We start from the raw sequence: 21,107 nt of genomic DNA, 5'->3' as shown, positions 1-21,107 counted from the left end.
GCCCATGGACCGGACCGATCAGCGGCAGGAGCCGCCCACGGACGACCTCGCGTGGCTACTGGATGCCTGCGCGTCCATCACCGACCAGGCCATCGACGCAGACGTCGACCTGTTCGCGCAGGGGCTGACCAGTCTCGGCATGGTCAGCCTCGTCGGTGCGGTCCAGCGCCGTCACGGCCTGCGCCTGGGTGCCGTCGACCTATACGAGCACCCCACCGTTTCGCAGCTGTCCGCGCTGATCGCGGGCCGGAAGGAGTCCGGTGTCTGAGCCCGTGGCCCGCCTGGCCGCGCATCCCGCGCAGCTGTCTCTGCTGGCAGCCCGTCGGCTAGGCAATCCGGCGGCGAACTCAGGCCGGATCTTTCGCCTGGACGGGCCCCTCGACCAGGGCCGCCTTGCCGCGGCCTACCGCGCCGCAGCCCAGGAGCACGATGCCCTCCGGCTGCACCTCTCCGACGCCGCAACCTGGCAGGCTGGCGCCCCGGCCCGCATCGACGTACGTCTCCTCGACCACCGGCGGAGCGGACAGCCCGGCAAAGCGATGCTGGAGACCATCCTCGACGACTTCCACCTCGACCTCGGCCGCCGCTACGACCTCGCCCACGGCCCGATCGGCCACATCACCGTGCACCGCGTCGCGGAACACACCTGGGTCGTCACCGAGATCATCGACCACGCCGTCGCGGACGGCCGCTCCATGAAGCTGCTGTTCAACACCGTGGCCGCGATCTACCGGGGCGACCAACACGACCGACCCGGCTCCTTCGCCCAGGCCCTCGCTGCCCGCACTTCCGATGAAGCGGCTGATGTCTACTGGCGCAGCCGGTACGCGGACTTCACCACAGCTCCGCCAGCCCGGCACTTGCCCGAGCTGGAGCCGGTGCCGACCGTGGCCCGGCTCCGTCTGCACCTGGCACCCGCTCAGATGGCCGTCCTCGCCCGCGCCGCCCGAGCGTCGCGCTCCACCGTGCCAGCCGTCCTGCTGGCGGCCCACGCCCACACCACGGCCCGCCTCCAGGGAACCGGAGACCTGAGCATCCACGTGGCCGTCGACACCCGTACAGCCGAGCACCTCGACACCTTCGGCCAGTTCGCCCACGTGCTCCCGCTCCGGCTGACCATGCCCTGGCACGCCCAACTGCCCGAATACATCCGCGAGACGCACCGCGCCATCCTTGAGGCACGCGACCACACGATGGTCACCCCCGACCAGCTGCACGACGCAGGAGCCCCCACTCTGGCCTCACCCGGCGCCACCGCGTTCGTCATGCAAGCGGTCGCTCCGCCCGGGGACCCGTCCCTGCCCGGCATCACTCTCACCCCGATCACAGCCGAAAGCACCCCCCAAGGCGCGGCGCTCAGCACCGTCGTGCGCACGCTGGACGACGGATCCACAACCGTCGAGCTCACCGGCCGGGCCACCGACCCGCTCGCCGCCAACCTCGACCGGTGGGCCAGCACCTTCCGCCAGTTCCTCCACACGTACGCCAACGAGCCGGCCACCCCGCTCTGCTCCGACCAACTGTTAAGCCCGAGCGACCGCGCCAGCGTCCAGGCCCTGGCCACCCCGTCGAAGAGCTACACCGGACCGCCGCTACACGAAGCCGCGGCCCGGCAACTGAGCCGGACCGATCGGACCGTCATCCTGGACACGGACAACGCCTGCACCGGCCCGCAACTGCTCAAGCTGGCCACCGCCACAGCCGAGGCGCTACAGCACGCGGGGGCCCGCCAGGGAAGCGAGGTCCTCGTCGGCGGACTCCGCCTCGCCGACCGCGCCGCAGCCTGGCTGGCCTGCCTGCAACTGGGCTGCACCTACATCCCCTATGACAACGACACACCCCCCGACCGGCCCGCCGCGCTGCGCCTGGACCTTGACGGTGTCCGCCCCACGCTGTTCCCTCCCACCGCGGACCAGACCAGCCTGTCGGACCAGCCCGCCTACGTGATCTACACCTCCGGGTCCACCGGCCGCCCGAAGGGCGTCGCGGTCGGCCTGGCCGCGCTCACCAACCTCATCCACGGAGAACAGGACCGGTTTGGCCTCGATGCCACCAGCCGGGTGCTGCTGGTGGCACCGCCGACCGTCGACCCCTGGATCTGCCACGTGACAACGGCGCTGGTCCTGGGAGCGACACTCATCCAGGGCGACCCCATCGGAACCATGCCGCTGGCCGAGCAGCTGCGGCACCACCGCATCACCCACTGCTTCCTTCCAGCCGGCCTACTCCGATACCTCGCCCCCGACGCGCACCTGCCAGACCTGAGGATGATCGCCTCCGCCGGGGACGGCTGCCGCAGCATCGACCTCGACCGGTTCGCCCCAGCTCGCACCTTCAACATCTACGGGCCCACCGAGGCGACCGTAACCGCCACCATCCACGAGTCCATCCCCGGAGCCGGCGACCCAGTGCCCATCGGCTGGCCCATCCGCGGACTGGCTACCCGGATCGTCATCGACCGGGCCGCCACCGCCCCTCCCGGAACCCCCGGCGAGCTGGCACTGACCGGCGCCGGCCTCGCCGAGGGCTACCTGGACCAGCACGACCTAACCGCCGACGCCTTCCACCACCTGCCGGACACCGCCGGCCAGTGGTACTTCACCGGCGACCGCGCCGTACGCACCCCCGCCGGGCTGGTCCATCTCGGCCGCATCGACCGCCAGGTCAAGATCCGCGGTCACAGAGTGGAGCTGGACGCCCTCGAAAACCAGGCCACCGGCACCGGCCTGTGCACAGCCGCACGCGCCCTGATGCACCTCCACGACGACTCCGTACAGCTGCTGCTCTTCGTCGAGGGCTGCCCCGACGCCGAGGAACTGACCGCGCGGCTCCGGCAACTGCTGCCGCCGACCCACTGGCCCCACCAGGTCCATCAGATCAACCGGATCCCCGCCAACCCCACCGGCAAGCCCGACGACGACGCCCTCGCCGCCCTCGCCGCGCCGCCGAGACCAGAGGCTCCCCGCTTCGGCGCCGATGAGGCGGTGCTCGGCCGGCTCTGGCACGAGCTGCTGGGCATCCGACCGCTCCCGGACAACCACTTCTTCCACGACGGGGGAGACTCCCTCACCGTCCTGCACCTGCTCACCCGGCTGCGTCAGGCCGGTCTCCAGCTCACCCCCGCTGACGTGTATGCCGCTCCCCGGTACCGGGATCTCGAACTCAGACTCACCGAAGACCGGGCCCGCAGTGCCGCTCGGCACACGAGCACGCGGTTTCCGCTCACCCCTACCGGCAGGTGGATGCACCAGCTGAACATCCCCGCCTGGCGGCGGTGGACCCTGCGTCACAGCATCGTCCTCGGCCACATGCCCTCCGCAGCAGAGCTCGTCTCCGCGCTGGAGCTGCTTGTCGAGTGCACTCCGGTGCTGCGCTGCCGCACCGCCCGGAGTGACCAGTTCCTCTCCGTGGTGCCTCCGTACCGCCCGTTGGTGACCACCGTGGCTGAGAACGTCTCCGACCTCGACCTGCGCCGGGCACTGACTAGAAGCCGGAGTGCCGTGGACCCGGTCACTGGGCGCATGCTCGCCGCGCTCGCCATCCAGTGTGAGGACGGATCGGGACGTCTCATCTTGTTCGCCCACCACCTGGCCGTCGACCCCTGGTCTTGGTCCGTGATCGGCCGGCGACTGGCTCTCGCCCTGGACAGAGCCGGACTCTCCGAGGACCACTCCTACCAAGAACTCGCCGAGCTGACCGAGCAGCAGACCATGGCCGGTCACTTCGACGCCGAGGCCGACCTGTGGCGCACGGTACTGGCAGGCGGACTCACCACGCCTAAGGCTCCGCTCGTCTCACGGCTGCGGCGGACCAGCGTCTCCTTGCCACCTCTAAGCGAGCTCACCCGGCGCTGGCAGCACACCCCAGCCGCGGTCCTCCTCGCTGCGACCGGGCGGGCGCTGGGCCACTACAACAGCGGCCTTCCCACCGTCATAGACCTGGAACGCAATGGGCGGAGCCACTCGGAACTGGATCTGAGCGACGCCGTCGGCTGGTTCGGGCTCCACCACCCCGTCCTTGCTCCGTGCCTGCCCATGGCAGAAGCCATCGAGCACCTGGCCGCAGAGCTGACCGACGTCCCGGATCAGGGCGCGGGATATGGAGCGCTGCGCTGGAGTGGCAGGACCGACCTCGGATCGGCCGTCGGTCGCATCGCCGTCGACATCCAGGACGCCGGCTCATCGCCGGACGATCTGGAGCGCCGCATCCAGGCGCTGGCTCCCGCCAACCCGGTGCTGCTCACCCCGTACCCCCTCGCCTTGACCTTCCGTGCAGGCGAGGGCAGCACCACAGCGACGCTGAGCCACGGCGAGACCATCTCCAGTCAGGAGGTCGCGGGCATCCTGGAATCCGTCAGCACGTCACTCGGCACTGCGGAGGCCATGAAGCCCAAGCGCCCGACCACAAGGAGGCAGCGAGCGTTGCGTGCTCCAGCCGGCGCCATGCAGCAGCTGATGCTCCACTTCGCCGCATGTGGCCCGCAGTCGGGGGTCTACCTGCCACGTCAGCTGCTCCGGCTGGCTGTGCCAGCCAGCGAGCAGGGGCAGTTCCTCCAGCGGCTCGAGCACTGGCTGAACGGTCTTGACGTCCTCCACCGCCGGTTCCACACCGAGGCCAGCACCGGCGGGCTCACCCAGCGATGGACACCGGACGCGAGGGCACACCTGCAGATCAAACCCGGCGATGAGAAGGCGGCCCGCGCCTGGATGGCAGCACCGGCCCACCTCAATGTTCAGCAAGGAGGCCACGGCGCTCCGCTCGCCGCGCTCACCGCCTTCACCGGCGACGATGATCTGCTCCTGGGCATGGAGACCCATCACGCACTGCTGGACGGACACAGCAACCGGCACTTCCTTCGCCAGCTCACGCTGCTGATAGCCGGCAGCCCCCTCCCGCCAGGCCCGTCTTCCGCTCCAGTCCTACGGCATCTGGGACGCGAGACAGCAGTCCGCGCGGCCGCACACCCCTTTCCGCCGCTCACCTGGGCTCCGAAGCCGCCCGACGAACACCACCTCGTGATTCCCGCGCAGACCGTACGCGCATGCCGCGCCCGCGCCGCGGCACAGGGCAGCAATCTCCGGGCCTGCCTGGCCGCGATGGCCGGACAGGCCGTCGCGCCAGACGAGAACACGGCGCTCTACCTAGTCGCAACCGGCCGCGACCCCCAGATAGCCCATGCCGACGACGCTTGGGGCATGCTCTGGTACTTCACCCCCGTACCACTGCTGCACGAACACGGGTCTGCCCAACTCCAGAAGCGGGTCTACGCGAGCGAGGCGGCCTCGCTCGACGACATCCGCAAATCCGCCTCGTCTTGGCGACAGTGGGACCCCACCTCGGCTGTCTCCTTCAACTTCAATACCTCGCCGAGAGCCGTAAGCGGCAGACGCCAGCTGACGGTCCTGCAGACCCGGGACCGGTTCCATTGGCCTCGGCAGATCACCGCGATCCTCCGTGACGACGACCAGATCGACCTGACACTGTGCACGCTCGACGGCGCATCCGCTGCCCCCCTGCTCCATCGGGCCGAGGAAAGTCTGCGGCAGTACGCAGCCGCGACGGACTCAGGGACTCGGGATTAGTCCCACTACTGGCCCTCAGACCGAGGCTGGCGGTCCGGCAGCGATCCGGTAGAGGGCGAGCGCTTCCGCGGGGCGGTCAGTCGAACAGCCCATTCTTGCGGCTCTCCATTCGTGCCAGCCGCCGCCAGGGCCGGGCCAGCCGCAGGCCAACGGCGATGTCATCGTCCGAGGCGTCCAGGTTCAGGTTCATGACAGCCAGGGCCGGATGGTCGGTTGCCGGGCAGCGGGCAAGCCATCGGCCGCCCGGGCCGATGATCCCAGCTGGGGCCGTGGAGCCGAACTGGGCGGGAACCGAGTAGCCGATCCAGTAGTTGAAGAGCGTTCCGTATGCCTGGGCGACGACGGCGCGGGCTGCGTCGTCGACCATCACCGACAGCAGGACGAGGTCTACATCGAGTGCCTCGTACTGTGCGAACAGCTCAGGAAAGTTCGCCTCGATACACAGCGCAATGCCGACCCTCAGCCCGTCGATCTCGAACACCACCGGCTCGCTGCCTGGGGAGTACAGACGGGTGGCCTCGGTGTGCGAGAGAATCCGTTTGTCGTACCTGGCAATGATCTCCGCCCGGTCCGAGACGACCACCAGGGAGTTCCGTGGGGGGGAGGGAACGGGCTGAGGACGGATGGTGCCAAAGGCCACCCACATGCCGAGCTCGCCGGCCAGCAACCGGATCGACTCCTCCTCTTCTCCGATGACATCCCAGGCTGCCTTCGTCCAGCTCGCCCTCCCCAGATCCCCCCGCGGCATGACATGTGGGTCGGGGTAGACGATCGCCCCCTCGGGGAACTGGGCCAGCCTGGCCCCAGCAGCGGCGGCTTCACGCATCAGGGAGCGGATCTGAGCCCCACTTGCCCGAAGGAGCGCAGGGTTGGCCGGGTCCTCCGGGACGACGCTCTGAGCCACCGCCAGCCGCAGGCAGCGGACCGCATCCGCATGGTGAGGCAAATCCCACGCTCGTGTCGGTGGGGAGGAGCTGACGGCGGAACGAAACACGGTCGCCTTTCCGGACGTGAGGACTCCGACCCGCACCCAGCAGATCGATCTTCACATCATCCGATGAATCGGAACTAAGGCGCAATTCGGGAATCTTCGAACTCGTATCCGCTTGGCTGGACCTCCGCCGAACGGGCGGTTGTGCTGGCATGCTCCAGGCTGGGGCGACCTTTGTCTGAAATCGCGCGTCCATCGCACTGGCAGGGGCGATGCCTACGGGGCCCGCAGGGGCCTGGGCGGAGAGGTGGGAATGCTTTCGCGCGCGCCGGGCGGGAGCGCGAAAGGCTCGAGGCGGGCCCTCTGGCGCTCAGGCGGAGAGCCAAAGGGCCTCGGCGTGCGGATCGGATATCACTCCGTACACAGCCTCGTCCCAGCCGGTCAGTAGCGCTGCGAACCTTGTGCCCATCTCGAAGTGCCAACTCTCGTACCAGTGAGACACCCAACCGCTGTGCTCCATCGCCGACGACAGCAGCATTCTGTTGGCGCGAACATGTTCAGGCAGGTCTTGGTCGGTCAAAAATGATACTTCGCCAGGATCTCTGGAATTGGCGTTCATGCGACAACCGATGTCCAGCTCGGTTCCGTCCAAGGAGGCGAGCGTCACGTCTACCGCACCACCGCAGCTATGCGGGGCGATCCACGGCGGGGACACGTGCCTGCCGGCCAGGGCGACAAGTTGCTCCGATGTCAATCCAGGATGATCAGTCTCTATGCGTGATAGTTCCTCACGAAACGACTGGCTTTGGCGCGTTGGGGGCCGGTAGCACTCCACTACACGCAGCCGGTGGCCGCGCTCGCGCAGGTACTCCTCTGCCATCCACAGTTGATCCACCAAGCCTGAGCGGATCAACGCAAAGGTTCCCGCGCTGGTGGCCTTGCGCCCGTCAATCAAGAATCGGTCGTCGTCGAGAAGTGACACTAGCGGCTCTGCGCAATCGGCGACCCTCACCGCCCTGACTCGCGGATCGGACATCGCGATAGCTTCCCCCGCGATCTCGGTCGTGCTGCGAGCGGCGACGGGGAGTAGATCGGAACTCTCGCTCATTTCGCCATGTCCCAGTCCGCGAGGATCCTGATCGTCTTGGCCGCAGCCGCCGCGGGGACCCGTAGGACGGATAGGTCGCCGCGGAGCGGGATGCCGACGAGAAGGTCACGCGGCCACGGGTCGCGGTTCCTGGTCGGTTGGGGGTGGCCGGCGTACTCGGCAAGCCAGCGGGCACCCGCTGAGAATGAGGCGGGTTCGGCCCCGGGCGCGAGTAGGAGGAGCTCGCTGCGCGGTATCACGCTCCCTCCCGGGAATCCGCGGGCGGGAGCGTGTGGGGGCCCACGGACCGCGCAGGGGTCCACACGCCTCGAAGTCCAGGCGCGCGCGACACGCGACGGACAGCGGCTCGGACGGTGAGGGGCGGGGGGAGCCGCGGGGTTCCCGAGCCGCGGGCCGGGAGTTCCCGCGTGGCTGCTGACCGTGCGGTTGCGCACGGAGGGGTGTTGCGCGTCATGCTCATGATCGCCCCCCTGTGACCGTCAGACCGTGAGACCCGGCGGTGTCCAAGTCCGTCACTGGGCAGGTTGGCGATCCGAGGGCGCGCCTTGGCGACGGGGCGCTCCAGGCGGTGGCGTGCAGCGAGCGAAGCTCTTCGGTCAGCTCCCAGTCGATGCGGGCGCCTTGCAGGTCCCGGACCATCTGGGTGCCCACCGTCCAGGCCAAGCCCGGCTTCTCGTACTCAGCAATACCCCGGCCCCGGCGCTCGATGCCGTGTGGGCCGAGCCCGTACACGGCGCCGTAGATGCCGTGCAGGATGGGCCGGCGCACCCACAGGGCGACCACGGAGCTCAGGCGCGGGCAGCGCTCGGCGGAGATGCTGGCGCCGTGCAGGCAGACGGGCGGGGTGGCCTCAAGAAGATCCTTCGTCCAGTCATCGTCCTGATCAGACGGTGACTCGGGACCATCACGTAAGACAAACAGCCACGCTTCGGACGCGTCGCGGGCGGGCGGTCCTGCGCAGATCTGGCACAGGAGTTCGCGCATCAGGTGGCGTTGACGCCGGGGATGGGGACGCCAGTTCTCAACCTTCCCGTCGGCTCCGGGATCGGGGTGCTCTGGCATCCGGACCCACAGCCCGCCTTCGCTGTCACGGTCGTCATCGCGTTCGTCGGCATACCCCAGGCTTCCGTCCCACCTGACGGTCAGGCGCGCGGGCTCGGGTTGTTCGGAGGCCAGGGAGGCGATGTACGGGCGAAGAGCAGGGTTTCGCGCACCGGGGGCGGTGCCGTCGGGGGGTGGGCACGTCATCGCGTCTCCCTGCGGGCGCAGGCCCGGAAACCCGGCGGCTGCCGCGAGGTCGACCACGGACGGGGCCCGATGTGCCGCACCAACTGCCTGGACTGCGGGGGAAGGCGCGGCGGGCTTGCGAGGGCTCATTCGGGCATCTTCCGGAGTTGAGGTTGAAGGGGTCTGGGCTTGTGTTGCCGTGGGAGGCGGCCGGTCACGCCGGCCAGTTCGACGTGCTGAGCGAGCGTTTCAGCGGGTTGCGGACCGCCGCCGGGCGGCCGGCGTCCGGTGCGTGGGAGCGGAGGTGTAGCGGGGCGGGCCCGTCATCCGGGCTCGTGGGATCAGGGCCTGAGCGGCAGTGGCCAGGCAGGCGGTGTGCCACAGGCCAAGCAACCCGGTGTCAGGCAACGGTGTCGTGATGACCTCGCGGGCCAGCAGGACGGCCTGCTGTCGGCGCGGGGTGGACGTGGGGCGCTCGCTGTCGGCGGCCAGGAGTTGCAAGGCCATGGCCTGCATGCGCCGCCAGTGGGCCTCGACGTCTTCGGGCGGAAGGAATCCGCGCTGCCGCCAGCGGCGGTGCGCGCTCCTGATGGCGTCGCTGACCTCCGCCATGGTGCAGGGCACACCATCATCCGGCGCTGCGGGAAGGTCGGTGCGGGGCGGGACGGGCAGGTCCGTACGTGGCAGGACTTGCGGTGTGGCTCCGCGGCTGCGTCGGATCCACCCTTCCGCCTCGAGCAGGGCGATGGATTCGAGCATGAGGGCGTTGTCGGTGACGAAAAGGACGGCCAGCCCGGATCCCCTGCGCCGGGGCAGGTGGGTCAGAGGCGGGTAGAGACCGAAGTGGACTTGGGCCAGGAGCCGGTTCGCGAAGTGCCGTACGTGTGCGGGCCGGGTCTGGGCCCGGCCCGGGACCATGATGCGGTGGGAATTCCCGCTCAGGTGCCCGTCGGCCAGAAGGTCGGCGAACGCGAGGGTCACCAGGGCAGGTGGAACGTCAAGGTCGGCGCCGACCACCGTGCGGTTCAGGGACATGCCGGCGGCGTAGCGGCCGCCGAGGCGTGGCCTGATCCACTCGGCGATCTCCCGGACAGACGGTATCGGTGGGGCGCTGTCGCGGATCGCTCTCAGCAGGGCGTACACCGCCCGCGCCTGCCCCTCGTCCTGTGTCGTGGCGCCGGTGATCAGGGCAGCCCAGCGGGTTTCGTCGCTGATCGAGCCGGCGGCCCGTGCCTGCCGTTCGAGGCTGAGCGGCATCCACGCGTCGGCGACTGAGCGGAGCACGGCTGCCCGGTCGGTAGGGCGTTTGACGGTCCTGCCCGGTGCGACGTACAGGATGCTGCGTACGGTACGAAGGTCCGCGTTCAGCCGGTCGTTAAACCCGTCGGTCGGGACCGTGCTGGCTCCCGTACCTTCCCGCACGGCGGCATCCGCGCTGACGGTGGCGCTTACCCCGCGGGGCGCGAGCAGCACCGGAGTGGTTGACGTGATCATGGTCGGTGGCCTTTCGTCCTGATCGGGGTTCAGATTCCGGTCTCGTCACGCACGAGCCACAGCCCTGCCCGGTGGTGGGCGTACCAGGTCAGCTGGTGTTCGTAGAGCCGGTCCGCGGGGGTGATCGCGGTGCGGCTGACGGCGACGACACCGCGCACGGGGCTGGCGGGATCGGCCAGCATCTGCAGAGCGCGGGCGTACGCACGGCGCAGCAGCGGGTCGTCGCTGCCGTGGGCGGCGTCCACGGTGTCGAGGGTGTCGACGAGCGGGGCTCCGACAACGGTCAGTCGTTGGCTTTCGGCGTGGCCGCGGGCGGCGGCCAGATCGCCGCTGGCTGCTCGGCCGGGCACGGTCAGCGCGTACAGCACGACGTGCATCGGACCGGGTTGTGCGCGGGCGGCGTGGTTGAGTGCGGTGCGGCGGGCCTGGAGGGCGCGGAGGTCGGGTGCCGGGAGCGGGTCGGCCGGCCGTGGCCGCCGGTGTACTGCCCGGGGCCGGAGTGCCAGCTGCGGGGGTCCGACGCTCAGGGCGGGCGCGTGGGTCGTGAGGGTGGGGGTGTTCACCGTGTGCCTTCGTCGGTGGTGTCGGGGTGGAGGGGGATGGTGCAGCGGACCATGCCGGTCAGGCCGTCACGCTGCTGGGCGTGGAAGCGCAGGTCGGTGATGTACTCGCCGCTGTCGGTCGTGCGCTTGCGGGTGGAGAGCCAGCCGAGGGACCGGAGGTGGTCCAGGAGCCGGCCCTCGGTACCTCCGGCACGACGGGCGGGTGCCTGGGCGTGGACGGAGGCAGCGCCGCTGCGGGCGGCGAGGTCGCCGGCCCACAGGGTCAGGAGCCAGCCGATCGAGGCGCCGCGGCCCGGGGCGGTGTAGACGAGGGAGATCCCCAGCCCCTGTCCGCGCCCGTACGTGCCGGGGGGCCGGCGGTGCAGGTGCAGGCATCCGATCAGCATGTCCTCGCGGTCCGAGATCTCCTCGAACAGGCCCACAATCTCGGCGCCCGGGACGGGCTTGTGGTAGGCGGTGAGGTGGTGGCCGGGCAGGGTGATGGAGCGGTCGGCGAGGTCTCGGGCGCGGTCCCCGACGAGAGCCCGGGCGGCGGCCCGGTCGGCGGGAGTGGTCAGCAGCCGTATCTCGTACAGGACCCGTTCCTCGGCGCAGTCACAGTCGCCTGCGCGCTGGCCGCTGGCCGGTGCGGTCCTCGTGGCGGTCACCGCAACACCTCTACGGGTCGGGCGGGCGTGCCCGCGGCGGCGGTTGCGGCCGGGCCGAGGAGTTCGAGGGCGTAGCCGATTCCGATGAGGTGGGTGGCGCTGCTCGCCGAGGCCGAGTTCACCAGCCGCTCGGTGCGGTAGGCGAGGTCCGCGAGCGTCAGGCCAGCCGCGCGGGCGATGTCTGCGCGACCGGGGTGCTCGGCCAGGGCCCGCAGCAGGAGCAGCCCGTCCGCGTCCGGGGCGAAACGCTTTCGCCGTGCCGGGAGCTGGGGTGGTTTGGCCTTGCCGTGTCGCAGGAGGGCGTGTGCGAGGTAGGGGCGCGAGCTGCGGGGAGGGCAGTGCACGTTGAGGCGCAGCTTGTGGATCTGGACGCGGACGGTTTCGGTGCTGAGGCCCACCGCGTCGGCGATCTCCTCATTGGTCCGGCCGTCGACGAGCAGCTGGGCGATGCGGCCCTGGGTGCTGCTCAGCGGCGCGCTGGTGATGGTCATGTGGTGGGTCCTGATCAGGTCGGTGGTGGTCACGGGGCCGGGCGCAGGAGCACGGGAAGGGTCTGGTGGCCGTTGCTGATCAGGGATCCCAGCGGAGTGAGCTCCTCGGCGGGAAGGGCGAGACGGAGGTCGGGGAAGCGGTCGAAGAGCAGGCTCAAGGCGGTGGCGGCTTCAAGGCGGGCGAGGCCCGCTCCGAGGCAGTAGTGGACGCCATGCCCGAAAGCGAGGTGGTCCTGGGCGGCCCGGGTGATGTCGAAGGCGTTGGCGTTCTCGTGCCAGGCGGGGTGGCGGTTGGCGGGGGCGTAGGAGGCCAGGATCGCCTCCCCCTGCGCGATGACCGTGCCGTCGGGCAGGGGGATGTCCTGGACGGCAAAGCGGAGCGGCAAGTGCTTGACGGCCGGCTCAAGCCGCAGGGTCTCCTCGATAGCGTCGCTCCAGCTCGCGCGCCCGGTCTTGAGGTGGTCGAGCTGGTCGGGGTGGGTCAGGAGCAGGGTGATGGCCTGGTCGATCAGGTTGACCGTGGTCTCGTACCCGGCGCTGATCATGAGCAGGAGGGTGTCGCGGAGCTCGGCATCGGACAGGGCCTGGCCGTCACCGTCCTCGTCACGGGTGGCAATGAGCAGCGAGGTCATGTCATCGCCCGGTGCCTCGCGCTTGGCGGCGATCAGTTCGTCCAGCGCGGTGTAGAGGTGGCCGGCGTTGGCGGTCTGCTCGGCGGCGCTCAGCGTGGTGTCGAACACGCCGTCAACAAGGGTGCGCAGGCCGGCGCGCTGGCTGTCGGGGACGCCCATGAGGTGGCCGATGATAGCGATAGGCAGGGGGTAGGCGAGGTGTTCGCGCAGGTCGACGCTCTGTCCGGCGGGCAGGGCCTCGAGGTGGCCGAGGAGGGTGGTGACGGCCTCTTCGATGACCGGGGCCAGGGCGGCGCTGCGGCGGGCAGTGAGTGCGGGCGCGATCATGCGGCGCAGCCGCCGGTGGTCGGATCCGTAGGCCGTGAACATGTTGTGCACCGCGACCCACATGGCCAGCGGCCAGTCCTCAACGCTGTCCTGGAACGCAGCCCAGTGGGCGCGGGCGTCTTTGGACACGTCGGGGCTGGTCAGCAGCCTCTTGAGGAGGTCGGGGTCGTTGATGGACCAGGCCGGTACGCCCAGGACGTCAACGAGAGCTGCGGGGCCCTGGGCGCGCAGGAGTTCGTACTCGCCGTGGCGGTCGGCGCCGGCGGGGTCCAGCACAATGCGGGGCGTGGTCGGTGATGCCATGACGGGCTCCTTCAGGATGCGGCGGGCAGAGGGAAGATGACCGGAAGTCCGGTGAGTGCGCGGTGGAAAGCGCCCGGGCGCCAGGTCAGGGCGGTGGGCGGGCAGGCGAGGTCCATCTCGGGCAGAGCGTCCAGCAGGTGGGTGATGGCCGTCTCAGCAATGAGGTAGGCGTGGGAGCGGGCCGGGCAGGCGTGCGGGCCGGTGCTCCACGACAGGTGCGCCCGGTCCCCGGACCCGCCACTGCCTGCCAGGGCGGGGTCGTTATTGGCGGCCGCCATGGAGATGACGACCGGCTGGTGCGCGGGCAGCACCGTCCCGTCAAGGTTGACCGGCTGCGGCGGGTAGGTGATGCAGAAGTTGGCGAGCGGTGGGTCGCGGAAGAGCGTCACGTCCAGGGCCTCGCGTACGGAGGCACCGCCGGCGTGCACCGTCTGGGAGAACTCCTCGTCGGTGAGGAGCCGCAGGAGCGTGTTGGTGACCAGGTTGGTCAAGGGCTCGATGCCGGCGCCGTACAGGGTGACGACCTGGTGGGCCATCTCGGTGTCGCCGAGTCGTGTGGGGTGAGCGAGGAGTCTGGAGGTGACGTCGGGGCCGGGGGTTCGGCGGCGGGTGGCGACGAGGTCGGCGACAGCCTGCGCGAGGATCTCGTTCCCGGCCACCGCGTTGACCCCGTCGAAGATCATCGCCATGCCGTCCGCGATGCGGCTACCGATCTCGTCCGGGCATCCCAGCAGCGAGCTCAGGACACGAAATGCGATCGGCCACGCAAACTGCCCCAGCAGATCGGCCCGGCCGGCGGGCCGGAACTCGGCGACCGTGCGGGCGCAGACCTGCTCGACGAGGGCCTGCAGCCGGTGCTGGTCGATCGCATCGAGCGCGCTCGTGTTCGCCGCCCGGTAGCGGTCGTGCTCGGCGCCGGCCGAGCGCAAAGCGTTGGGCCGGTACCCCATCATCGGCCGCACCGGGCACGTGTCGGGGATGAGCTGCTCCCAGACACGGGGGTCGGCGGGGAAGCGGCGCGGGTCGTTGAGGATGCGGCGGGCCTCTTCATAGCCGATGACCAGCGTCGCCGGCACGCCTGGGGCGAGATCAACGGGGGCGAGCGGACCGTACTGGGCGCGCATCCGCGCGTACGCGGCGTGCGGGGACGCGGCGAACTCGGCCTCGTACAGGGCAATGCGGTGCGGCGAGGCGGGTCCGGGGGCGGCGGTGGTCATGAGCGGCGCTCCAGGGGAGACGGTAGGCGGGTGAGGTGGGTGACCAGGGTGATCAGGGCCAGGAACGCGGAGCGGCCCACGCGGGCGTCGCATTCGGTCAGCGGGGTACCCGGGTCCAGGGCGAGGGCCTGGCGGATCTCCGCAGGCGGGTGGTGAGGGGCTCCGTCGAAGGTGTTGACGGCCACCGCGTAGGGGGTGCCCTGCTCTTCCAGGAGCTGCAGGTGTTCGTGCGAGGCCTCGAGGCGGCGGGTGTCGGCCAGCACCAGGGCGCCGAGGGCGCCTTCGGTCAGGCTCTGCCACAGCGGCCGGAACCGGGTCTGCCCCGGCGTCCCGAAGAGGTACAGAAGCAGGCTGCTGTTGATGTGGATGCGTCCGAAGTCGATGCCGACGGTGGTGGTCGTCTTCGCCGGGACGCCGGACAGGTCGTCCACGGCTGTGCTAGCCGCGGTCATCGGCTCGTCCATGCGCAGGGTCGGGATTTCGGAAATGGCTTCGACGAACGTGGACTTGCCCACGCCGAACCCGCCGGCGATGACGATCTTCGCGGAGCGCACGGCCGTGGTGGCGTGCAGTTCAGACCTTGGCCTGTAGGCCACGGAGCACCTCCCTGAGAAGGTCGATGGCGGGTTCGTCGTCGCGGGCGGGAACGGGGCTGGTGAGGTGGCCGCTGTCGATCAGGTCGCTGGCAAGGATGAGGACGGTGGAGGGCGGCAGCTGGAGAAAGGCCGCCATCTCGGCGACCGCGAGGCCGCCTCGCACCCCCTTCGCCAGCGCCAGCACGCGGCGATGATCCAGGCGCAGGGTGTCTGGTGAGGCGCTCGCGGCGAGGACCAGGGATTCCAAGCGCAGCCCCGGCCGGCTCGGGTGGGTGCGCCCGCCGGTCCGCACGAACGGCCTGACCAGGTCCGGGTCCCGCCGCGGCCCGCTCACCCCGCCGCCCCCTCGTCCCCGCCTGCCAGGCGGGACGCGACGTTCAGGTGGTCGCCGACGCGCCCGCCGAGCACGCCCATCTGATGAGTGATCGTGGCGATGTCGACGTCCGGTCCCGTGGTCTGCACGAGCAGCAGAAGATTCACCCCAGTACTGGTGATCAGGCACATGTGCTCGTTGAACTCCAGGAGGATCTGACGGACCCCGCCACCGGCGAACGCCTCGCTGTAGGCACGGGCGGACGCGCGCAGGCCGGAGGCGATCGCGGCGTGCCGCTCGCCCTCGTCCTGGGTCAGGGAGGACGTGCGGGAATGGATCAGGCCATCCACGCTGACCAGGACCGCGCACCGGACGCCGTCCAGTGCGCCGAGCTCGGAGTCCAGCAACCAACCCAGGCTGTTCGCGTGCGTGTCGGTGAAATCCATGGTCATGCTCCTTCGCCGGAAGTCGAATTGGTCCGTGCGCTGCGGGTTCCGGCCGCCCAGGCGGCCGCCACATCGGAGCGGCCGGGCAGAGCCGCCACGGTGGCGGCCGCGGGGCGCGGCTCGGAGGGTGTGCCGCGGCGCCGCACGGCCAGGCCGTTCGCCGTCCGCTCCGGCTCCCCCGGCACGTGCTGGGGGACTACGGCCGGGGCCGGGCCGGTGACGGGGACAGTGGTGAGCAGGGCACGCGGCAGGAAGACCTGAACGGTGGTCCCGCGGTATGAGTTCGGGGCGTCCACCTCGACGCTGAAGCCGTACTCACGAGCCAGGCGGCCGGCCACGACGAACCCGGTCTGCGGGTGGGCGCCCATACTGGACAGCGAGTGCGGCTGCCCTCCCACCAAGACCCGGCGGGCAGCCACCTGGGCTTCGGGACTCATCTGCAGGCCCGCGTCGTCGATCCGGACGGTCAGCCCGTGATGGCCCTCCAGCAGCCGAACCTCCACCACCGCGGACGCGGGCGAGTACCGCAGGGCGTTGTCCAAGAGCACCGCAAGGGTGTGGATGAGCGGGCCGACCACCCGGCTGACGACCGCGAGCTCGGACTCCTCGGACTTGATCCGCTCGAAGCCCTCAAGATGGCCCATGGCCGCGTGGACCACATCGGTCAGCGAAGTCGCCGGCCAGCGCCGCGACAACTTCCCTCCACCCAGGACAATGTGGCTCTGCGCGTCAAGCAGGAACCGCTGCAACTGGCGGTCGATGGCGACCAGCGTCGCGTACACCTCCTGCCCCGCATGCCCGCGCACACCGTCACTGATCAGACGGCTCGCGCGTGAACCAGCCATCACCTGCGCCGCCGCCAGGCTGCGCACGGCCGCCGCAGTCGCGTCCTGCTCCTCCTGGCGGACAGCAGAAACGGCACGGTCGGCGGCTTGGCGGACTTCAGCGACCTGTGCGCCCGTCACCTGGTCGGCCTCGTGCTGCAGTTGCCGAAGCGTCCGGGCCACGGAGTCGACGACGTCCCGCATCCGGTCCGCTACCAGCGAACCGGCCAGAGCGTCCGGTACGACAAAGCCGACCGGGGCCGCTGCACTGCGGCCTACGACGGCGCGGTGCAGCGCGGGCACGACCTCGGCGGCCGTCTGCGCCAGGAGCAGTTCGGTGGCCCGCCTCTGCCCGTCGAAGGTGCGGTTCTGCTGGTGGAGCCGGTCGGATCGCCGCCGCTCCGCCTGAAGGTTCCCCCGCAGGTACCAGGCCGCGCCGGCCCCGACGAGGGCGAGGGCGGACGGCACGGTGACCGCTACGGCGTCTATCAGAATGCTCATCAGATCCTCACGGGCGAACGGTCAAGTCGCAGCCCGGCACCAACGGGCTGGCTGGAGGACAGCGCCGCATACAGGGACAGGAGGGCGGAGCAGACCTCCCCACGAACCCACGTGCCGCCCCGTCGGTCGACGGGGCGCAGGGCGCTCCGGGGCTGCGGAAGTGGGCGGCACGTGGCAGTCCTCGTGCCGGTCGGGCACCTGCGGCCGGGCTGTTCGGTGGCCTGGTCAGTGCTGCTGGTCATGCTCCTCATCCGGTGTTTTGTGGAGTTGGGTGGGGACTGACGAGATCCGAGGACCACCAGGGCGCCCATCGCGGCGACGATCATGACGGTCACGATCCAGCCGATGGACGCCACGGGGCGGGACTCACTGACGAGGCACGGAACTTGCGAGGGCCAACACGGCGACCGCCACGATGAACACCAACACCCGCACCGTGTTTTTGGTTGGGCGCCAGCACTCCCAGCGGCCCGCGCCGGCCTCCCGGCCCACGACGCTGTGCGTCTCGGCGCGGGGTGCGGTGATCAGGTCTCGTGCCGCAAGAGCCAGCTGGCGCAAGTAGACCCGGGAAGGGACATAGCCAGCCGGAAGCTCAGCGCCGCTGAGCCTCCGTGCAATGTCCAGAGCTCCCCCCGGAGCCGTGACCGTGCCCAGTCGCATGATGTGGCCGCGCAGGCGCCATACGAGGTCGGCCACGTCCTGATCGGTCTCGGGCAGCGGCGAATCCTCGCCGAGGACCAAGGCGACAGTCTCGGCCGCCGAGGCGACGATGTCACGGTCGGCCACCCGCAACACGGCCCGCCTCAGGCCGAACAAGAAATCACCGGCCTGCGGACCTGACCCCCTAGGCACTGCGGAGCGGAGCACCATAACCTGCCTCCTGAAAGCCGAACCGGGTCAGCGCAGCGCGGATAGAGGGAGTGGCTTGCCGGCCAATTGGCCGAGCAGTGCACCCCTACGGGTGGATCGTTGAATTCCGCGGAGAAATCTCCATTCACGGCCAACGCGGTTGGTGATGCGGAATTCGTCTGGCTCAAGCCTGAACGCTATGGCGTCGCAGCGGTACGCCAAAACGTGGCCATTTCATGGCCATGTTCGAACGGGGCGGGCATCCAGCGCACGTAGCGCGCAGCGGCGCGAAGGCCTACGGATGGGATGAAATGGGGCCTATGGGCGCTGATTCTGGGAGCTCCGGGTGTCAGTCGCATGGCGTGGCCACCTTGCGGCAACCCTTCCTGGTGAGCTTGACAACCTCCGAACTCCCTCAAGCGTTATGAATTCGTGCCCGCAGTGTGCGTTCCGGTTTCAGGACCTTGGCCAACGCCGATCCCGTTCGCGAGCAAGCGCGGAAGCACGACGCTGGAGGCGTAGAAGCCGGTTCGGAAGGCAGCAGCGGAATCGGAGCGTTGAAGTTTGGTTGCTCGGGACTGGGCGCACGTTCGCACCTTCGAGATGGCCGCAAGATGGCCCAGGTTTGGCGTACCGGCGCCGTGGTGCCGTCCGCGAGGCTTGAACCGGGTCGACATCCCGGCCCAAGCCACAGCGCGTCTCAACGCAGGGAGACGAAGGTGCCGACAGCAGCCGAAATGATCCGGGACCAGGCCCTGGGGCCCCTGGTCGACCACTACGCCTTCGCGCTCACCGCCATGGAGGAGCCACTGGCGTGTATTCGCGAAGTGGTTCGCCGGTTACTGAAGGGCCGGACGAGCCAGACCCTGATCGACGACATCGTCCTTGTCGCCACCGAACTTCTGACGAACGCGCGCCGGCATGCTGGCGGGGCAGTGTCCTTCATCCTCGACCTCTACGAGAAGGGTGTCACCGTGGGCGTCGTCGACCGCGGAGTGGACACCAAGGCCATCCCGACGGCCCCTGCCTGCAACCTGAACGCCATGAACGAGGAGGAGACGGCCGCGATCGACGTCGACGAGCTGCCTGAAAGCGGTCAAGGACTTTACCTGATCTCCGCGTACGCCACCGGGTGGGGGGTGGAGCCGGTCGGCGAGGGCAAGGTCGTCACGGCCGCTCTCTGCATGACGGGGAGCGGGGCGTGAGCGGTAACGGCCTCGGAGCGCGCCATCTGTGCCGGGGGATACTCACCCACCCACTCGGACTTCACTGCAATGTGGCCACCAGCAACGTGCCTCCGGGCAGCCTGCAGCGCACCGACCAAGTCCTCGGCGGCTTGCGCCGAGCGGTCGAGCAGGGTGCGACGTTCATCGACACCTCCGATGCCTACGGCTACGGCCACTCTGAGCGGCTCATCGGGCGGTTCCTGCGCACACACCCGGATGTATCCCTGCACCTGTCCAGCAAGGTTGGGCACGTTCGCGGGAGCGCGGAACACCCGTACGCCGGCCGCCACATTCACCACCAGCTGGAGCAGTCGCTGGAGAACCTCTACGCCGAGCACCTGGATCTCTACACCCTGGACAGCCTCGACTTCGGACCTGGCGACCGATATCTGGGCACGGCGATCGACGTCATGCGCACGCTCCGGGAAGTGGAATCCATCAAAGCGATCGGAATGCGGGGGCCCTTTACGACGTACGGCGCGCGGCCCGAGGAACGGGAGGAACAGGCAGAGCGGTTCTTGCACCTGTTCCGCCTCATCAAGCCCGATGTGATCTGGACCCCGTTCAATGCCTTCACGCCGGCCATCACGATCGACGGGGAGGACCTCTTCGCCTTCACGGCTCGCCACGGCGTCGGCTTGGTGCTGGCAGCTCCGCTGGCCCACGGCATGCTCACGGGTAAGCCCACACCGCTGGCGGCCTCCCGCACCCCGCTCTCTCCGAAGCGAGCAGGGCTGGCGCCGCACCTTCTCGAACAGGTGGACGCGGGCCTTCACGTACTACGCCGCACTTTCGGCAACGCCCCCGGCACCCTGACGCGACTCGCTCTGCGTTCGTCCATGCAACGCGGCGACCAGTGCGTGGTAGTCGTCGGCTTCACCAACGAGGAACAAATCGACGAAAACTACGGCTGCCTTGGCGCGCCCCTCACCCCCTCCGAGCTCCGTCTCGTCGATGACGTCTACGCCAACTTCCGAGCCCACCTGCGCGACGCAGTGCCCCAAGCCCCCCGGACCGCGGGCAGGGCATTCAAGGAGATCCGGGCCTGAACGCGCGGGAGCTACCGAGGTGATTCGCCTTGCTGGCCACTCCGGTCCGGTTTGGGGTGCAGGGGGACGGAGTGCACGACACGCCAGCGGTAGGCAGGTGGGCTGGTGGTACGCCGGAGTTCGACGAGCTTCACGCTGGTGATGTCCAGGGCGACAGGAGCGAGGGCGCGAAGGCGTGACACGCTCTCGATCACGGGCTCAGCGGGGCACTTCCGGTTGCTGTACTGGATGCCCAGATGAGGCCGGAAGGCCGTGGTGGCGCCGCCGCCGGGCACTCCGGCCTGCCGGCCGATGTCGCCGAGGGCCGCGTGCAGAGCGACCAGCGGCGCCCAGGGGGTGAGCGAGTAGCGAACGGCTCCCCGCGAGCCGGTCAGGGGGTGGGCGAAGACGCGGAAGCTCGCCTGGGAGAGTCGCTCGGCCAGTTCGGCGAGTCGCCGCACCTGGTGTTCCGTCACCGTGTCCGAACCCCCGATGCGGTTCATTGTCACGTGCAGCCCGTCCGGGGGAATGGGGTCCATGCCCAGGTGCGCGAGTTGCTCTTGGCAGTGTCGTGCCTGCCCGATCAGGTCACAGGCATCGGGGAAGGTCAGCATCCAGTAGTAGGCGCGGCGGCCAGCGGACCACCCGGGTCGCGCCCAGTGGTCCGTCATCTGCTGGATGGCGGTGAAGGCCTGCCAGTCGTGCTCGACGATGAGCCCGGGGTTCACCAGGTCCGGCGGCGGGGTGACCGGAAAGGCCTTCGGGTGGACGTCCAGTTCGGGCGTCACGATGCTCCTCACTG

General features: G+C 69.7%; 19 protein-coding genes. 4 read left to right on the top strand and 15 right to left on the bottom strand.

Annotation, left to right across the window (positions count from 1 at the left end; translation table 11 throughout):
- The first annotated feature begins 4 nt into the window (after positions 1–4).
- Positions 5–268: an acyl carrier protein gene (locus ACODT5_RS01505; protein WP_422517325.1), complete on the top strand. Its 264-nt coding sequence runs from the start codon at positions 5–7 to the stop codon at positions 266–268.
- Positions 261–5,582 (top strand): condensation domain-containing protein, encoded by a 5,322-nt coding sequence (locus ACODT5_RS01500; RefSeq protein WP_422517324.1) that lies wholly within the window; start codon positions 261–263, stop codon positions 5,580–5,582. The genes ACODT5_RS01505 and ACODT5_RS01500 overlap by 8 nt, the downstream gene beginning before the upstream one ends.
- Before the next feature lie 76 nt (positions 5,583–5,658).
- Here ACODT5_RS01500 and ACODT5_RS01495 read toward each other — a convergent pair whose 3' ends face one another.
- The 14 genes from ACODT5_RS01495 to ACODT5_RS01430 form a co-directional block, all read right to left on the bottom strand.
- On the bottom strand, positions 5,659–6,486 hold the full coding sequence (locus tag ACODT5_RS01495; RefSeq protein WP_422517323.1) for a carbon-nitrogen hydrolase family protein: 828 nt from the start codon (positions 6,484–6,486) through the stop codon (positions 5,659–5,661).
- A gap of 397 nt (positions 6,487–6,883) precedes the next feature.
- Positions 6,884–7,549 (bottom strand): M15 family metallopeptidase, encoded by a 666-nt coding sequence (locus ACODT5_RS01490; RefSeq protein ID WP_422517322.1) that lies wholly within the window; start codon positions 7,547–7,549, stop codon positions 6,884–6,886.
- Between the two features lie 528 nt (positions 7,550–8,077).
- Complete coding sequence (locus ACODT5_RS01485; protein ID WP_422517321.1) at positions 8,078–8,926, bottom strand: hypothetical protein; 849 nt, start codon at positions 8,924–8,926, stop codon at positions 8,078–8,080.
- A gap of 171 nt (positions 8,927–9,097) precedes the next feature.
- On the bottom strand, positions 9,098–10,342 hold the full coding sequence (locus ACODT5_RS01480; RefSeq protein WP_422517320.1) for a hypothetical protein: 1,245 nt from the start codon (positions 10,340–10,342) through the stop codon (positions 9,098–9,100).
- A gap of 29 nt (positions 10,343–10,371) precedes the next feature.
- On the bottom strand, positions 10,372–10,905 hold the full coding sequence (locus ACODT5_RS01475; RefSeq protein ID WP_422517319.1) for a hypothetical protein: 534 nt from the start codon (positions 10,903–10,905) through the stop codon (positions 10,372–10,374).
- Positions 10,902–11,552 carry a hypothetical protein gene (locus ACODT5_RS01470; RefSeq protein ID WP_422517318.1) on the bottom strand — a complete coding sequence of 217 codons (651 nt, stop codon included), beginning with the start codon at positions 11,550–11,552 and terminating at the stop codon, positions 10,902–10,904. The genes ACODT5_RS01475 and ACODT5_RS01470 overlap by 4 nt, the downstream gene beginning before the upstream one ends.
- A complete protein-coding gene (locus ACODT5_RS01465; protein ID WP_422517317.1) occupies positions 11,549–12,076 on the bottom strand; it encodes a LuxR C-terminal-related transcriptional regulator in 528 nt (175 codons plus the stop codon). Before ACODT5_RS01465 ends, ACODT5_RS01470 begins: the two co-directional genes overlap by 4 nt.
- Entirely contained in the window at positions 12,073–13,305 is a 1,233-nt protein-coding gene (locus ACODT5_RS01460) for a cytochrome P450 family protein (protein ID WP_422517316.1), read from the bottom strand. The genes ACODT5_RS01465 and ACODT5_RS01460 overlap by 4 nt, the downstream gene beginning before the upstream one ends.
- Before the next feature lie 11 nt (positions 13,306–13,316).
- Positions 13,317–14,522 carry a cytochrome P450 gene (locus ACODT5_RS01455; protein WP_422517315.1) on the bottom strand — a complete coding sequence of 402 codons (1,206 nt, stop codon included), beginning with the start codon at positions 14,520–14,522 and terminating at the stop codon, positions 13,317–13,319.
- Positions 14,519–15,118, bottom strand: coding sequence for a GTP-binding protein (locus tag ACODT5_RS01450; RefSeq protein WP_422517314.1), 600 nt, complete (start codon positions 15,116–15,118; stop codon positions 14,519–14,521). The genes ACODT5_RS01455 and ACODT5_RS01450 overlap by 4 nt, the downstream gene beginning before the upstream one ends.
- On the bottom strand, positions 15,096–15,452 hold the full coding sequence (locus tag ACODT5_RS01445) for a DUF742 domain-containing protein (RefSeq protein WP_422517313.1): 357 nt from the start codon (positions 15,450–15,452) through the stop codon (positions 15,096–15,098). The genes ACODT5_RS01450 and ACODT5_RS01445 overlap by 23 nt, the downstream gene beginning before the upstream one ends.
- On the bottom strand, positions 15,449–15,877 hold the full coding sequence (locus tag ACODT5_RS01440) for a roadblock/LC7 domain-containing protein (RefSeq protein ID WP_422517312.1): 429 nt from the start codon (positions 15,875–15,877) through the stop codon (positions 15,449–15,451). The genes ACODT5_RS01445 and ACODT5_RS01440 overlap by 4 nt, the downstream gene beginning before the upstream one ends.
- Positions 15,878–15,879: 2 nt before the next feature.
- Complete coding sequence (locus tag ACODT5_RS01435) at positions 15,880–17,202, bottom strand: ATP-binding protein (RefSeq protein ID WP_422517311.1); 1,323 nt, start codon at positions 17,200–17,202, stop codon at positions 15,880–15,882.
- Between the two features lie 366 nt (positions 17,203–17,568).
- Complete coding sequence (locus ACODT5_RS01430; RefSeq protein WP_422517310.1) at positions 17,569–17,988, bottom strand: DUF6415 family natural product biosynthesis protein; 420 nt, start codon at positions 17,986–17,988, stop codon at positions 17,569–17,571.
- A 782-nt stretch (positions 17,989–18,770) separates the two neighbouring features.
- Between ACODT5_RS01430 and ACODT5_RS01425 the strand changes: the two genes are divergently transcribed.
- Together ACODT5_RS01425 and ACODT5_RS01420 are read left to right on the top strand one after the other, a co-directional pair.
- Complete coding sequence (locus ACODT5_RS01425; RefSeq protein ID WP_422517309.1) at positions 18,771–19,256, top strand: ATP-binding protein; 486 nt, start codon at positions 18,771–18,773, stop codon at positions 19,254–19,256.
- Between the two features lie 71 nt (positions 19,257–19,327).
- Positions 19,328–20,326, top strand: coding sequence for an aldo/keto reductase (locus ACODT5_RS01420; RefSeq protein WP_422517308.1), 999 nt, complete (start codon positions 19,328–19,330; stop codon positions 20,324–20,326).
- Positions 20,327–20,337: 11 nt separating this feature from the next.
- On the opposite strand, the gene ACODT5_RS01415 is transcribed toward ACODT5_RS01420, so the two are convergent.
- On the bottom strand, positions 20,338–21,093 hold the full coding sequence (locus tag ACODT5_RS01415; protein WP_422517307.1) for a 2'-5' RNA ligase family protein: 756 nt from the start codon (positions 21,091–21,093) through the stop codon (positions 20,338–20,340).
- Positions 21,094–21,107 lie beyond the last annotated feature (14 nt).

Origin of the sequence: Streptomyces tatrensis, assembly GCF_049310065.1 — a bacterium.
Lineage (GTDB): Bacteria > Actinomycetota > Actinomycetes > Streptomycetales > Streptomycetaceae > Streptomyces.
Note: the sequence above shows the minus strand (reverse complement) of the source record. Positions and strands in the feature narration are given on the sequence as shown.

Coding starts and splice junctions, on each gene's coding strand:
- ACODT5_RS01490 (WP_422517322.1), bottom strand. CDS start 7,549: ATGTCCGATCCGCGAGTCAGGGCGGTGAGGGTCGCCGATTGCGCAGAG.
- ACODT5_RS01460 (WP_422517316.1), bottom strand. CDS start 13,305: ATGGCATCACCGACCACGCCCCGCATTGTGCTGGACCCCGCCGGCGCC.
- ACODT5_RS01455 (WP_422517315.1), bottom strand. CDS start 14,522: ATGACCACCGCCGCCCCCGGACCCGCCTCGCCGCACCGCATTGCCCTG.
- ACODT5_RS01505 (WP_422517325.1), top strand. CDS start 5: ATGGACCGGACCGATCAGCGGCAGGAGCCGCCCACGGACGACCTCGCG.
- ACODT5_RS01435 (WP_422517311.1), bottom strand. CDS start 17,202: ATGAGCATTCTGATAGACGCCGTAGCGGTCACCGTGCCGTCCGCCCTC.
- ACODT5_RS01480 (WP_422517320.1), bottom strand. CDS start 10,342: ATGATCACGTCAACCACTCCGGTGCTGCTCGCGCCCCGCGGGGTAAGC.
- ACODT5_RS01440 (WP_422517312.1), bottom strand. CDS start 15,877: ATGGATTTCACCGACACGCACGCGAACAGCCTGGGTTGGTTGCTGGAC.